Source organism: Paraliomyxa miuraensis (genome assembly GCF_026337845.1).
Taxonomy (GTDB): domain Bacteria; phylum Myxococcota_A; class Polyangia; order Nannocystales; family Nannocystaceae; genus Paraliomyxa; species Paraliomyxa miuraensis.
On sequence record NZ_JAOVZF010000154.1, the window covers coordinates 218,042 to 232,138 of the forward strand.

The 14,097-nt window shown below is 71.2% G+C and carries 9 protein-coding genes; 2 read left to right on the plus strand and 7 right to left on the minus strand.

Annotation, left to right across the window (positions count from 1 at the left end; all coding sequences use genetic code 11):
- Nucleotides 1-25 precede the first annotated feature (25 nt).
- The 3 genes from OEB96_RS23130 to OEB96_RS23140 form a co-directional block, all read right to left on the minus strand.
- Nucleotides 26-1,384 carry a dipeptidase gene (locus tag OEB96_RS23130; protein ID WP_266218867.1) on the minus strand — a complete coding sequence of 453 codons (1,359 nt, stop codon included), beginning with the start codon at nucleotides 1,382-1,384 and terminating at the stop codon, nucleotides 26-28.
- 28 nt (nucleotides 1,385-1,412) lie between these two features.
- Complete coding sequence (locus OEB96_RS23135; protein WP_266218868.1) at nucleotides 1,413-3,647, minus strand: VIT domain-containing protein; 2,235 nt, start codon at nucleotides 3,645-3,647, stop codon at nucleotides 1,413-1,415.
- A 133-nt stretch (nucleotides 3,648-3,780) separates the two neighbouring features.
- Nucleotides 3,781-5,163, minus strand: a complete 1,383-nt coding sequence (locus OEB96_RS23140) for a hypothetical protein (protein WP_266218869.1) — start codon at nucleotides 5,161-5,163, stop codon at nucleotides 3,781-3,783.
- Between the two features lie 73 nt (nucleotides 5,164-5,236).
- On the opposite strand from OEB96_RS23140, the gene OEB96_RS23145 reads away from it, so the two are divergent.
- Entirely contained in the window at nucleotides 5,237-5,989 is a 753-nt protein-coding gene (locus OEB96_RS23145; protein ID WP_266218870.1) for a CorA family divalent cation transporter, read from the plus strand.
- Between the two features lie 26 nt (nucleotides 5,990-6,015).
- On the opposite strand, the gene OEB96_RS23150 is transcribed toward OEB96_RS23145, so the two are convergent.
- The 4 genes from OEB96_RS23150 to OEB96_RS23165 all read right to left on the minus strand — a co-directional run bounded on the left by OEB96_RS23150 (nucleotide 6,016) and on the right by OEB96_RS23165 (nucleotide 12,130).
- Nucleotides 6,016-6,741: a YebC/PmpR family DNA-binding transcriptional regulator gene (locus OEB96_RS23150; RefSeq protein WP_266218871.1), complete on the minus strand. Its 726-nt coding sequence runs from the start codon at nucleotides 6,739-6,741 to the stop codon at nucleotides 6,016-6,018.
- Nucleotides 6,742-6,843: 102 nt separating this feature from the next.
- Nucleotides 6,844-7,923, minus strand: coding sequence for a DUF4384 domain-containing protein (locus OEB96_RS23155; RefSeq protein WP_266218872.1), 1,080 nt, complete (start codon nucleotides 7,921-7,923; stop codon nucleotides 6,844-6,846).
- Between the two features lie 11 nt (nucleotides 7,924-7,934).
- Nucleotides 7,935-11,531 (minus strand): CHAT domain-containing protein, encoded by a 3,597-nt coding sequence (locus OEB96_RS23160; RefSeq protein WP_266218873.1) that lies wholly within the window; start codon nucleotides 11,529-11,531, stop codon nucleotides 7,935-7,937.
- An 11-nt stretch (nucleotides 11,532-11,542) separates the two neighbouring features.
- Nucleotides 11,543-12,130 (minus strand): GNAT family N-acetyltransferase, encoded by a 588-nt coding sequence (locus tag OEB96_RS23165; RefSeq protein ID WP_266218874.1) that lies wholly within the window; start codon nucleotides 12,128-12,130, stop codon nucleotides 11,543-11,545.
- Nucleotides 12,131-12,200: 70 nt separating this feature from the next.
- On the opposite strand from OEB96_RS23165, the gene OEB96_RS23170 reads away from it, so the two are divergent.
- Nucleotides 12,201-14,048, plus strand: a complete 1,848-nt coding sequence (locus OEB96_RS23170) for a hypothetical protein (RefSeq protein ID WP_266218875.1) — start codon at nucleotides 12,201-12,203, stop codon at nucleotides 14,046-14,048.
- Nucleotides 14,049-14,097: the final 49 nt, after the last annotated feature.

Genomic DNA, 14,097 nt, shown 5'->3' on the forward strand with positions numbered 1-14,097 from the left:
GTAGCTCGGGGATGGGGGTGGCAGCTCAGCCCGATGAGCGGGCGGCCGCGGCCGCGTGGTCCAGGGCCGCTTGCCACACCCGCAGCACGTTGCCGCCCGCGATCTTCTCGAGGGCATCGCGATCGTGCCCGCGCTCGAGCAGCACCCGCAGCAGGTTGGGGTACTGCGAGACGTCGCGCAGCCCCTGCGGCAGCGAGTCGCCCACGCCATCGAAGTCCGAGCCCAGGCCGACGTGGTCGACCCCGACCAGCTCGATCACGTGCTCGATGTGATCGGCCACCGTCTCCACCGTGGCCCGCGGCACCGGGTGCTCCTGCTCGTAGGCCAGCGCCGCCGCCCTGCCCTCCTCGGAGTCGAGCGCGAGCCCCAGACCGCGCACATGGGCGTCACGCTCCTTGGCGTGGGCCTTGCCGCGCTCGCGGATGTCGCCGACCAGGAACTCGGAGCCGAAGTTCACCTGGATCACCCCACCCTTGGCCGCCAGGCGCTGGATCATCTCGTCGCTCATGTTGCGCTCCCAGCCGGGCGTGAAGTGGCGGCACGAGGAGTGCGAGGCGATCACCGGCACCGCCGACAGGCGCAGCACGTCGTCCGCGGCCTCGTCGCTGAGGTGCGAGACGTCGATCATGATCCCCACGCGGTTCATCTCGGCCACCACCTGCTCGCCGAACGCCGACAGGCCCCCGTGGGTGTGTCGCGAGTCGTAGGACGAGTCGGCGATGTGATTGTCCTTGCTGTGCGCCAGGGTGATGTAGCGAATGCCTCGACCGTGGAAGTAGGCCACGTTGGCCAGGTCGCCCTCGATGGGGGCGCCGTTCTCCATGCCCATGGGCAGCGAGACCTTGCCGTCGGCGAAATTGCGGCGCACGTCGGCCGGCGAGCGGGCCAGCGCGAAGTCGTCGGGAGCGCGCGCGACGATGCCCTCGACCAGGTCGATGAGGCCGTCGGCCACCTGCTTGGCGCCCTTGCCCTCGAAGTCGGCCGAGACGTAGATCGACATGAACGGCGCATCGAGCCCGCCCGCCCGCGCCCGCGGCAGGTCGAAGTCGCCTCCCTGGGTCGGCCCGGTCACGTCGTCCACGGGCTTGCCGGCCGCCTGGGCCTTGTGCAAGCGCCAGGGCACGTCGATGTGACCATCGAGAATGATGAGCTCGTGGGCGAGCGCCTGCGCCCGTGCCTCGGGATCGACGGGCGGGGCGTCGGCCCGGGTCGGCGTGGGCTCGGGATCCTCCGACGGCGCGGCCGAGACCGACGGCGTGGCCGAGACCGACGGCGTGGCCGAGACCGACGAGATGGCGGGCACCGGCGACGGGCTGGCCGATCCGCCGCAGCCCAAGGATCCCAAGAGCGCGCCCAGGGCCAGGGTGATCGCGGTCCGAGGCATGCGGGCCGACCGTACCACGCCCGGCGGTTCAAGACCGACGGCGACGGCGGAGGCCGAGCACGAGCAGCGGCACGCACAGCACGACCAGATCGCCGCTGCCCTTGCGCCCGCAGTGAGCACAGCCCGCCGAGGCCGGCTCGGCGCGCTCGTACTCCACGGCATCGTCCAGCTCGCGCTCGGACGTGCGGGAGGTGAGCGCCGGAGCGTCGTAGAGCTCGTCCTCGTCGTCCTGGAACTCGTACACCGCGCTGGACTCCATCATCTTCATGAGCCGCTGCTCGCGGTACATCTCGGCACCGGCCATCTGGGCATCGACGCCCTCGGGCACGTCGACGGGCTGCACCACGCGCTTGGGATCACCCGAGCCCACCACGCGGGAGCGGTCGACGGCCACGAAGCTGGTGTAGGGCGTGACCAGGCGATGATCGAGGCCGAGCTGCGTGATCTCGTCGACGTGGTCTCCCCGATCGAGCACGGCCGCATGCTGCAGATCCTCGATCCGCGCGCGCGCCCACAGGGTGGACACCACGTGGGTCGAGACCCGCGCACGCCGAGCCGCCGCGGTGGCATGCACGCTGCGCTCGCCCGCCCGGGCGTGCAGCTTCACCGAGGTCCCGGGCTTGCCCACGTAGCGGCCGTGCAGGATGGCGGGGCGACTGACGAACAGATCGGGCGGCGTGGCCGGGTGCAGGTCGACGACCGCCATGTCACCCCAGTCGATCGTCAGGTCGGTCCAGATCGGATGATCGATGATCTGCTCGAAGCGCTGGACCGCCCGCCGCGGGTCCTCGCGCGTGCCCACGGTGTGGGTCAGGCCACGGCCGGCCTTGGCGAGGTTGGCGAGCAGCTCATGGTTGACGCTCGCCCCCACCCCCAGCGAGAACACCCGGGCCCGTCGCCCGCGGCGCGCGAGCGCGTCGATCCACTTGGTCGTGCGGGCGTACACGTCGTCCTCGATCGACACGAAGCCGTCGGTGAGGAAGAAGACGTAGCGGTGGCGCTCGCCCCCCGGATCATCGGCCAGCGCGACGTCGATCGCATCGAGGATCTCGGTGCCGCCCCCGGCCCGCAGACCGCTCACGAACGCCAGCGCCTCGCGAACGTTGTGGTCGTTGGCCGGGCGAGGCTCGTCGAACGCCAGCCCCGTGCTGCCCGCGAAGGTCACGATGTTGAAGGTATCCACCGGTCGCAGGCCACCGATCGCCTCCTTCATGGCCACCTTGCAGATCTCGAGCGGCACCCCGTGCATCGAGCCGGAGACATCGACCACGAACAGCAGCTCGCGCGCACCCACCAGCCCGTCCACGTCGAGCTCGGGAGGCTGGACGATCAGCGTGAAGTGGCCGCCACGATCGTCGCCCGCCGTGAGCAGCGTGGGCACCACCGCCTGCCCGGCGACGCCATAGCGCAGCACGAAGTCGCGATTGGGGATGCTGGTGCCCTTGGCGAGCGAGACGGCCAGGGTGCCGTCGGCACGCAGCCCCCCCGTGACCCGATGGGTGGGCACGTCGAAGCCGCGGATCGGCAAGCCCGCGTCGGCGACCACCTCGACCGCGATGTCGTGCCCGGTGCGGGTGCCGGGACCGGCCACGGGTGGGCTCACCCGCGAGGCATCGGGCACCGCGTCGGTGTCGGCCTGGGTGCCCGTACCCGACGGTGGCCCGCCGTGCGGCCGGCCGGCCACGTAGCGCGGGCCCACCACCATGGGGAACACGAACTCGTACTGGCCGCCGTCGTAGGTGAGGTCCTGGACGTAGCGAACGACGACGTCGATGTCCTCGCCGGGCGCGAGGTTGGCAATCGACTGGGTGAACACGTTGGTGCGCTCCTGCTCGAGCAGCGCCGCGGTGTGGCCGGAACGACGGGCTTGCTCGTAGGTTCGCCGCGCCCTGGCTCGCTCCTGGATCTCGGCCTCGATCACGCGATCGCCGATCACGATCCGCATGTCGTCGACCGCGCTGTTCTCGGGCAACGGGAACACATAAACCGCCTCGATGGGCTCGGCGTGCGGGTTGCCGTAGGTCTGGGTGACCTCGACCTGGGCCACGAAGCCCATGATGTGGGCCGAGACCTTGGTCTTTCGCAGCGGAAGCTCGGCGGAGCCATCGACGAGCCGCAAGCGCGGGAGCTCGCCGGGCTCGGTCAGGGCAAGGGGCACGCCGCCGTCGTCGAGCTTCACCGCCGATGGACCGAGGGTCCCGCCGCGGCCCGTCGAGTTCGTCAGGCCGGCCGCCTGGGCCGTGACGGCAAGGAGCCACAACAAGATCGCGCCCAACCCGGACGCACTGCACCAAGCACTGCGCTGCATGTTCCGCCCCCGCGTGAAGCCTCGCCGACGACGGCGTGCTCCAAGGTCACGGGCGCGAGGCCCAGTTGTTCCCCGGCACTGGTCCGGCTCACCGTTCGTCGTTCACCACCGCATCGAAGACGTCGGCGAACCAGCGCGCATCGGGGCCGCGACCGTGGGTCCCCACCGCGTAGCGCTCGGGAGGCTCGTCGAGCGGCTGGCCCGGGCGGTAGAGCCACGCGGCCGCAGGTGGCCGCACCGAGCCTCGCACCAGCGGGCCGCTCGCCATGGCGCGTACGCGAGCCGCGATCACGGTCGACGAGCCCGCACGGGCCAACGATGCCGAGATCTCGTCGACGCTCCGTCCCCGCAGCGACGCTCCATCGGGCCACGGCACGGTGGACAGCAGCAAGACGTCGCCCACCCGAACGGGGATCCGGAGGAAGGAGGGCTCGCCTCGCCCCAGCGCACGCAGGATCGACCCCGCGATCGCAATCGGAGCCTCGGGATGGTCGGCCCCGACCGTGTGGGGCCGGGTGAGGGGCAAGAGCCGCTGGCTCTCGAGGCGAGCCACGCTGCAATCCCCCACGTGCATCACCAGCGCGGTGCTGCCCTCGAGGAGCACCGCCGCTGCCCGCACGGAGGGCTGGAGGAGACCCACGGGCCAATTGGCGGTCAGGCGCTGCACGGCACACTCGGCTCGCGACCACCCGCGACGCAGCCGTCCCTCGAGCGTGGGCTCGTCGCTCCACGAGAGCTCGCCCGCCAGGCTCCACACCGCCAGCTTCGACCCGGGTCGCCCCTGATTCCCGATGGCTCCGCGCCCCCGAGCCACGACTGCGAAGCCACGACCGGGATGCAGCCACGCGTGATCTTCGTCCCCGGTCGGGTCACCCCCGAGGGAGATCACGCCGTCGAGCCCGAGCTCGGCGGACACGCGCGGACGGTCGCCGAGCACGTGGCTCACCTGCCACGCCTGCTCCTGTTCCCTGGCTCGCCGCGCCGATGCGGCGGCGACGTGGGGACCCACGGACGACCACGCCGCGCGGTGGCTCAGGGCCCCCGCCGCCTCGATGCACTGGCGCAGCACGCTGCAGGTGGCCTCGAACGCGCTGCCGTGCTGCGTCATGCGCTGGGCGTGGCGCTCGTCCTCGGGCAGCTCGAGCCCGCCGCCCGGGTGCCACGCACACCCCAGCACGGCCGCGCCGAGCGAGCGACTGCTGCCGTGGCAGCACTCGGCGACCGCGTCCGCCTGCGCCCGCCGAAGCTCCTCGGTGGTGGCCTGGCCCTCGAGCCAGCGACGCTTGATCTCGATCGGCGTGGGATCGGGCAAGCCATGTCCCGCCGCCCGGGCCACCGCGCGGCACGAGTCGATCGCGTGCTCGGCCGCGTCACACATCCACGCATGGAGCCGAGCCTCGGGCGCCGTGGCCAGGCGAGCCAGCAGCTCGGCATCCTCGTCGGGCCAGCGCAGCCCGGGCGTGGTGCTCATCGACCACCACCAAAGCGCCACCCGCCCCAAAGGTCAAGCCGGAGGATCGAACCCGTCCTATGCTCGACCCGCCATGTCCGACGCGCTGTTCGAGGACGACCAGAGCCTGCTTCCCGCCGACTGGGACGTTCCCCCTTCGATCCTCGGCCGCCTCGGCCACACGGTGGGCCGCCAGCGGGTGATCCACGAGAGCGGGCACGTGCTGGTGATCGTGCATCGCGTGCCCGGCCCCGAGGAGGACGAGCGCCATGGCTGCCTGTCGTGGCGCGAGCCCGGCGGGCGCTGGCGCTCCGCGGACGGCCGCGAGGGCCGCGTTGCCCTGCGCGAGACCATCGACGAGTACGCGTCCACGCTGGCCCGGCTCGACGACCGAATCGAGCGCAGCCCCGGCATCGACGAGCACTTCGAGATCATCGAGCACCTCGCGCCGATCGCTCGAGCGGCACGCCACCTGCACGAGACGCTCCAGCAGGCGCGGGATGCCTGCCCGTCCGATCGAGGGGTCATCGACCTGCGAGACCTCGCCTACGGGATCGAGCGCCGGGCCGAGCTGCTCATGGGCGATGCACGCTTCAGCCTCGATCGCGGGCTGGCCCGCAGCGCCCACGAGCAGGCCCAGGCCAGCCGCCGCGGGGCCGAGGCCGCCGATCGTCTCAACCGCCTGGCCGCGGTGTTCCTACCGCTGGGCACCGCCGCCGCGATCCTGGGCATGAACGTGCAGACGGGGCTCGAGACGCTGCCCCCGCCGTGGCCGCTGGTCATCATCCTGGCCGCGGGACTCCTGACCGGGATGATGCTGAGCTGGAGGATCCACCGCGAGGGCTGACCCGCGGGCGCGTGGCCTCCGGCCACCTACTCGAGGTTGGTGAACACCTCTTGCACGTCGTCGTCCTGCTCGAGGCGATCGACGAGCTCCACCACTTCCTCCGCCTGCTCGTCGCTCAGCTCCGTGGTGGTCTTGGGCACCCACACGAAGCCCGACGAGGCCACGGTCAGGCCCTTGGCCTCGACGGCGGCCTGCAGCCGACCGAAGTCGTCGCGAGCGCAGCGCAGCAGCAGCAGGGGCTCTCCGTCGTCGTTGGTGCCGTCTGCGAGGTCCTCGAGCCCATGGTCGATGAGCTCGAGCTCGAGCTCGTCGCGCTCGATGCCCTCGGGCGACAGCCGCACCTCACCGCGGTGATCGAACATGAACGCCACGCTGCCCGAGGTGCCCAGCGTGCCGCTGCCCTTCTTGAACGCGAAGCGGATGTTGGCCACCGTCCGCGTGGGGTTGTCGGTGGCGGTGGCCACGATGATCGCGATCCCGTGGGGACCGTAGCCCTCGTAGATCACCTCCTGGAATTCGGCCCCGTCCCCGACCCCCGCCGCCTTGTCGATCGCGTTTTGGATCTTGTCCTTGGGCATGTTGACCGCGCGCGCGTTCTGGATCGCGCGGCGCAGCGCCGGGTTGGCCTCGGGTTCGGGACCGGCGGCGCGAACGGCCATGGCGATGTTCCGACCGGCGCGCGTGAAGGCCTTGGCGTCCCGATCGGAGCGCTTGGCCATGGCTTGCTTGCGATTCTCGAAGGTGCGGCCCATGGGAGGCGGATTTTCTACACCGGAGCGCGACGGCCACCAAGATGGGGCGCATGCGGATCCCGCGCGACGCACCGGCGGGCTCGGCCCGATGAAAGGCCCGGGTCACCGGTGGTCGATGTGGTGCTGCACCACGATCACGTCGTCCCCCGGCTGCGCCGCCACCTTCTGGGCCACGTCCGCGGCCTTCTTGTACACGATCCCCCGCCGCTCCCGACCGTCACAGGCGGCCGAGGCCTTCTTGTACACGATGCCCCGGGTCTCCTTGCCGGCCCCTTCGCACAGCAGCTGCCCCACCGAACCGAGCAGCCCCTGACGCGCCTGATCCACCACCGGATCCACCGCCTGCCGCCCGACCCCGGCCAGCCCCCGCAGCCGCGTCTCGATGTCGGTGAGCGGCCGCGTCGATGCGAGGATCTGCAGGCTCTCCTCTCCGGGACTGGCATCGAGAGCAAACGTCCCGTCGTTGGGAATCGCCACCTCCACCCCGGCCGGGAGCGGATTGCTCAGCCCCATCTCGGCCAGCGGAAACAGCTGCGAGGGCACGCCCTGGCTCGACATCAGCAGGATGTACACGTAGGCCTCCCGATCCGATCGAACCACCACGCGAAACTCGTCGCCGCTGCGCAGCGAACCGCCGTCGTGATGCACGAACGCGGGCCCGCCACCGCTTCGCGCCTCGAGCCGGTACTGCAGCGACAGCCGCTCGGCCGCCAGCTGCGGCACCGCGTTGCTCCACACCGCATCGCCCGCCTCTTCGCCCACGCCTCCCTGGAGCTGCTGGACCAGGGCCACGTGCCCCTCGAGCCGGTCACGGATCCGCGAGGCCTCGGTCGCGTAGGCGTCGGCCGACATCACACAGGCGTTGTAGTCCTTGCAGGCCGACTCGAGCCGCAGCGCCAGCTGGTAGGTCGAGTCGGTCACCTGCCCCACCGCCTTCTCCTCGTAGCTGGCTCCGATCCCCAGGCCGATCTGCCCCAGGCTCGCGTTGGCGTCGACCACCCTCCCCTTGAGACCGAGATCAGTGGCGCAGTCGACCTGCGGGCGCACGCTTCCGTCGGGGCAGGTCACATCGGCGGCGGGGGGCTTTGGCGGACCCTTGCCGCACCCGCCAAAGCCCAGCGCCAGCACCACGCCCAGTCCACCTCCGGCCACGACCGGGAGCCACTTGATCAGCTTGGTCATCGACCCAGTCCTCATCGGGGCAATCCTCCAATGCCAATGCCGGCCTGCCACCGCCAGGCCCGCGGAAACTCGTCATCGAAGGGCAAGCGCTCGCCGCCCGCCCGCATGCGGTAGATGGGCTTGGCCACGCCGCCCAGCAGCGCCAACCCCAGGCGATCGCCGAGCCGGAAGTAGAGCGCGCCCTCGGTGCCAAGGGTGATCCCGAGCGCGCCCATGAGCTCGCGCTCGCGCTCGTCCCCCGCCACGGCCCCCTCGCCGAGCTGCTTCAGCACGCCCCAGCCGAGCCCGGCGCCGAGGTACGGGTGCAGCCCCGGGCGCACGCGCCACTCGTAGGGCAGCGCCAGCAGGTCGAGCCCCAGCACCACCTCGAAGCGATTGAACGCCAGCTCGGTCTGGCGTGGTGAGGCCTGGGCGTCCCACGGCTGTCGCCCATAGTCGAGCCCGAAGAACACGTGCGGCCGTGTGAAGACCCGCATGCGCAGACCGAACGAGCGCGTGCTGGTGGCCGGGAAGCCCTCGTGCTGCTGCGCCTCGATCGGTGCGTCGTAGCTGCCATGGAAGTAGGTGAGCGGGTCGTCGAAGCGCTCGGACCAGTAGTCGCGAAGATCACCATCGAAGCGCTCGGGGCGCTCGGACCCGCCGCCCGTGCGTCGCGGCCGTCGCTGCCGCGGCGTCTCGACCTTCAGCGACATCGGCTGCCAGTCGCCCGAGGGGATGAACGCCGCCCAGTAGAACGGGTGCCGGGTCTCCTTGTCGCGCAGCAGCTTGCGCTGCACCTTGCGCAGCGCGGCCGAGCGCCCCTTGCCGCGGCGAAGCTGGCGATAGTAGCCGACCATCAGCGCGCGCGTGGCCTCGTCGTCGACCTGCCAGAGGCTCATCACCTGGCTGCGTGCCCCGGCGATCACCAGCGCCCGCCGCAGGCCATAGACCCCCTCGCCGTTGCGAACCTCGCCCACTCCGGTCTCGCAGGCCGACAGCACCACCAGCTCGGTGCCGCTCAGATCGAGGCTCGCCAGCTCGAGCGCGGTGAGGAGCCCGTCGCCTCCCTCGGGCGCCGCCCGCAGGTTGGCCCCCGACAGCGCCAGGCCCGAGCGAATGAGCGGGTTCTCTCCCTTCGGCGGCGGCCGCCAGCCGTCGTCGGCCTTCTTCTGGTAGACCACGCCCCGCGCCCCATCGACGGTCGACGCTTGATCGGCCAAGAAGAACCCATGGGTGGCCACGTGCAGGAGCACCGGGCTCGAGACCTCCTGGAGCACGCGTTCGGTCGCGTCCGCGCCGGTGTGGATCGAGGCGCCATCGACGAGCTCGGCGATCGCATCGACCTCGGCCTGGGTCCCCGGCAGCGGCCGAAACATCTGGTCGCTCATGTCGGCCGAGCGCCGCGCGGGCCCGGGCTCGGGCGTCGCCGAGCCCCCGGAGGCCGAGAAGTCGGGCGCCCCCACCAACACCGGGAGCGACGAGGCAAAGGCGCTCGCGGCCTGCAGTCGCATGAGGTCGCGCCCGCTCGACAGATAGGTGATCTCCAGGGTCTCGACCAGGTAGCGGTCGCGCTCGTCGACCAGGGCCGACAGCGGCACCAGGTTGAGCTGACCGTCGGGCGACACGAAGACCTGCTCGTGCCCACGAAGGTGCGGGCGGATCTTCTCCATCGTCAGCGCGTCGAGGCGTCGGGCCAGGCTCCCCACGCTGGAGCGCGGGTTGGCCAGCGCGCGGCGCAGGGCGGTCACGGCCTCGTCGATCGCGGCCGCCGGACCGAGGTCGACCATGACGGGTGACCCCTCGCGATGGATCACGTAGGCCACATAGGACGGCGGACCGAACGCGGTGGCAAAGCTCTCGTAGTGCACGTCGAACGGGCGGTAGGCCGCGATCTCCACCAGCACGGCGTCCTCGGGCAGCGCAGCCTGAACCGCCGACAGCTCGATGAGCTCGGCGTCGAGCGCCACCTCGTCGACCGAGGCGAGCTGCTTCTCGAGCGCCACCACCTCCTGCTCGAGCGCAGCGAGCTTGGCCCGGTGCTCGTCGGGCCCGAGGTTGTCGTCGGGGCCGCGCAGCACCAGGCTGGAGATCTGCCCCCGCACCTCTCGGAGCCGATCGAAGGCGGCGCGATCGCCCTCGGCGAGCCGCTCGCGTACCGCTTGCTGGTGCCCGCTGACGGCATCGAGCACCCGCCCCTTGCGCCGCAAGATCGTATTGATCGAGAGCCGGGCCGCGTCGTCGTCGGTGGGTACGTGACGCACGTGATAGGTGATGATGCGATCGGTGCCGCTGACGTAGCGCTCGAGATAGGCCCGCTTTTGCTGCTCGCTGCCGGCCGCGATCACCTCGATGATGTCGTGCTCCTGCAGCTCGGCCGCGCGCGAGGCCAGGTCGATGGTACGAGCGGGGCTGCCCCCCTTGGCCCACAGGGTCTCCGCGAGGTGGTTCAGGGTCGCGCCGATCGACGCGGAGCGCGGCGCCAGCTTGGTCTCCTGCTCGCGCAAGATCTCCTCGAAGATCGCGATGGCCTCGTCGTAGCGCTTCATGGAGCGGTAGAGTCGTCCCAGCTCGGAGCGAACGTTCCACTCCACGGGTGACGAGCGCCCGAAGGCGCGCTCGGCGATGCCCAGCGCGCGCTGCAAGGTGGGCTCGGCGCGTTCGAAGCGCCCGGCCTCCTCGTAGGCGTTGCCCAGGGCCGACACCGGCGAGAGCAGGTGCATCGTCCCCGGCTCCATGCGCGACTCCTGGAGCCCGACCGCCTCCTCGAGCCGACCGATCGCCGCCTCGGGCCGACCGCGCGCCACGTCGACCGACGCCAGGCCCTGCAGCGCAGACGCCCGAGACTGCGGCGTTCCGAGGCGCGCCGACACCTCGAGCATCCGGCGGTAGAGCACCTCGGCCTCGTCGAGCTCGCCGCGGGTCCGTCGTAGACCGGCGAGCGCATCGAGGGCCGAGCTCAGCGGAGCGTCGTCCCCCGCGGCCTCGGCCTCGTCGAGGTTGCGCTGCAGCAGCACCTCCGCCTGGTCGTACTGCAGCCGCACCTGGTAGAGCCCCGCCAGCAGCGTGCGATAGCCGCTCAGCTCGGGTGTGGCGGGCGCCTCGGCCTCGAGCACCGCGATCGCGGCTTCGGCCTCGACCGTCGCCGGCTCGTAGCGTCCGTCGATGAACGCGAGCATGGCATTGGCCGCGTGCTGGCCCGCGCGCTCGCGGGGCGTGGCGGGTGGCTTGGGCGGGCTCGGCTGCGCGGACGAAGGATCGGGCGACGTCGCCACGGTCGGCGGCTTGGTGGACTCCACGTGATCGTCGAGCCTGCGCACCTCGTCCGCCTCGGCGTTGCGCCCGAGCTTCTCCAGCGCGTCCACCGTGACGCCCCCCAGCAGGCGCACGGGATCCGAGTCCCAGCCGAGCAAGGGGCCGATCACGGGCAGGGCCTTGCGCCCCTCGGTCGCGGCCGTCTCGTAGTCACCGGCCTTGTAGGCCTCGAGCGCCTTCGTGGCAGAGACCAGCGCCGCGTCCAGTTCGTCCTTGGTGGGCTCCACCACCGCATGAGCCGGAGCCGGCACGGCCAGCGCCACCGGGGCCAATGCGATCGCGAGGAGCAGCATCCTGCTGCATGGGCGAAACGCCATTCCCCCGCAGCCTAGGATGACTCAGGGTCCATCGACCAGGGGGTGGATGTAGGCCCTCGGTCACGCTCGAACAGGTCGAGCACGGTGCCCTTGTACTGCCCCCTCGCATAGGCTCGATAGCCGCACTTCTCCGCCACGCGGCGCGAGGCGACGTGATCGGGCTCGATCATGCAGACCGTGCGCGACTGCGGCAGCGTGGTGTCGGCCCACCGCAGCACCCCCTCGACCGCCTCGGTGGCCAGGCCGCGTCCGTGGGCCCACGGTGCCAGCGCCCAGCCGGCCTCGGGCACGCGTCCCCAGTCGGGCACCACCGCTCGGTGTGCATCGCCCAGCCCGGCTTCGCCCACGAACCGCCCCGACTCGCGCTCCTCGATCACCCAGTAGCCGTAGCCCATCACGAACCAGTGACCCACGTAGCGCAAGAACCGAAGCCACACGTCCTCTTCCGAGAACGGCTGCCCCCCGATGTACCGGACCACCGCGGGATCGGACCACATCGCGGTGCACGCCGGGAGATCGCTTGGCTGGTGCCCCCGCAGGCGCAGCCGCGGCGTGACGAGCACGGGAACGTCGGGCAGGCAGGGGCAAAGCTCGCTCATGGGCACGCCCGAAAGGTGTACGCTGCGGTCGATGCGGGCAAGTCATCGAACGTTCGGCTCTCCCTCGCTCGTGAAGGTCTTGGCTCCCTCGCTCGTGGCGGGGGGATTGCTGCTGGTGCCGGTCGCCCCCGGGCTGGCCGCCGAGCTGCGGTTCTCGCAGACGGCCGCGGGTCTGGTCGTCGCCACGGGCAACACTCTCGGGCTCTCCAAGGAGCTCAACGCCAACGGCCCCGGCCTCGAGGACTCGATCGGCACCTTCATCAGCCTCGATGCCGCCTCGGTCGACGACTTCCCGGCCAACCCCGCCAATCCCTGGCCGGGGCACACCACCAACGACTGGACCGTCAATGGCTCCGACGCGACCCTCGAGCTCCCGCTCGACGCCGAGGTGCTCCATGCCGAGCTGGTGTGGGGGGGCAGCACGGCCTATGGCAGCGAGAACGTCACCGCGTTCCTCGACGATCCGGTGACCCTGAGCTTCGGGGGTGACGACGAGCTGATCTCGCCCGATCCCATCACCGCACTCGACATCGCCGAGATGGCGTTCTCGGGCTTCGCCGCCAATTACTACATGCGCTCGGCCGACGTGACCGACTTCGTGATCACGCACGGGCCCGGCGTGTACGGGGTCTCCGGGGTGCCCGCCACCCAGACAGTGGAGATCAACTCGCTGAGCGCGGCGGGGTGGACCCTCCTGGTGGCCTACCGCGACTCGACCCAGCCGATCCGCAACCTCACGATCTTCGTGGGTGGAAGCTTCGTCGACGAGGACAGCCAGGAGGACTACGACTTCGCCGGGTTCTGCACCCCACCCTCGGGTGCCTTCGACGGCAGCGCCGTCATCACCACCATCGAGGGCGACGCCGACCTCACCGGCGACGGCTTCCACATCGCCGAGTCGCTCGCGGGGCCGTTCGTGCCGCTCGCGGGGCCCAACAACCCACAGACCAACTTCTTCTGCTCGCAGCTGAACGGCTCCGACGGCCAGCTCGACACCAGCGGGACCTTCGGCATGGCCAACCAGAACGCAGCCGGGGGCTCGAACGTGGTGGGCGGCCGCCAGGGCTGGGACGTGACCACGGTGGCCATGAGCTCGGCCGCCGGTCAGCTCGACAACGGACAGACCTCGGCGATCCTGCGAGCGATCACCACGGGCGACTCGTTCGTGCCGATCGGGGTCGGGTTCTCGATCGAGGTCAACGCGCCCGACTTCACCTCGGCCAGCAACGCAGCGCAGGCCTCACCCGATCTGCTGGGGATCGGGCAGACCAGCACCGTCACCGTGGACATGCGCAACGATGGGCTGGTGGACGCCCAGGATCTGGTGTTCCGGGCACCGCTTCCCAGTGGGCTCGAGCTTTCGTCGTTTGCGATCGACGGTGTCGATGGCGACATCGACGGCGCCGCCGTCGGCACGGCCGACCTCGCCACCGGGGTGGAGATCGGCGACGTGGCCCTGGGGCAGAGCAAGCAGCTCACCTTCGACGTGACCTCGGTGGCCGTGCCCGACAACGGCGAGCTCTACGTGATCACTCCGCAGTGGACGTACGACTATGTGAGCTGCGCGGGCCAGCCACCGCTGAGTGAGCCCCTCGGGATTGCACCGGTGTTGATCGACTTCGATCCAACGTCGAGCGGGACCGGCGGGCTGGACGACACGGCGGGGGAGACGGCCGCCGACTCGGACACGGGCGGCAACTCCGGGAGCGGCTCGGCCACCGGCGTCGGCGACACCACCGGTGGGACGAGCGACGGCGCCACCTCGGGGTTGGTGAGCTTCACCGGCACGGCGGGCACGAGCGAGCCCGCCGACGGCTGTGGATGCCGTAGCGATCGCCAGGGATCCCAGCGGCGCTGGCCGTGGCTCTTGGTCGCGCTGGTGTTCTGGCGTCGTCGCCGAGGCCGAGCTGCCGCTTGAAGGCGTCCGGGTCGGGAGCCAGCTTTCGCCCCGGGAGCCCGAAGGCCCC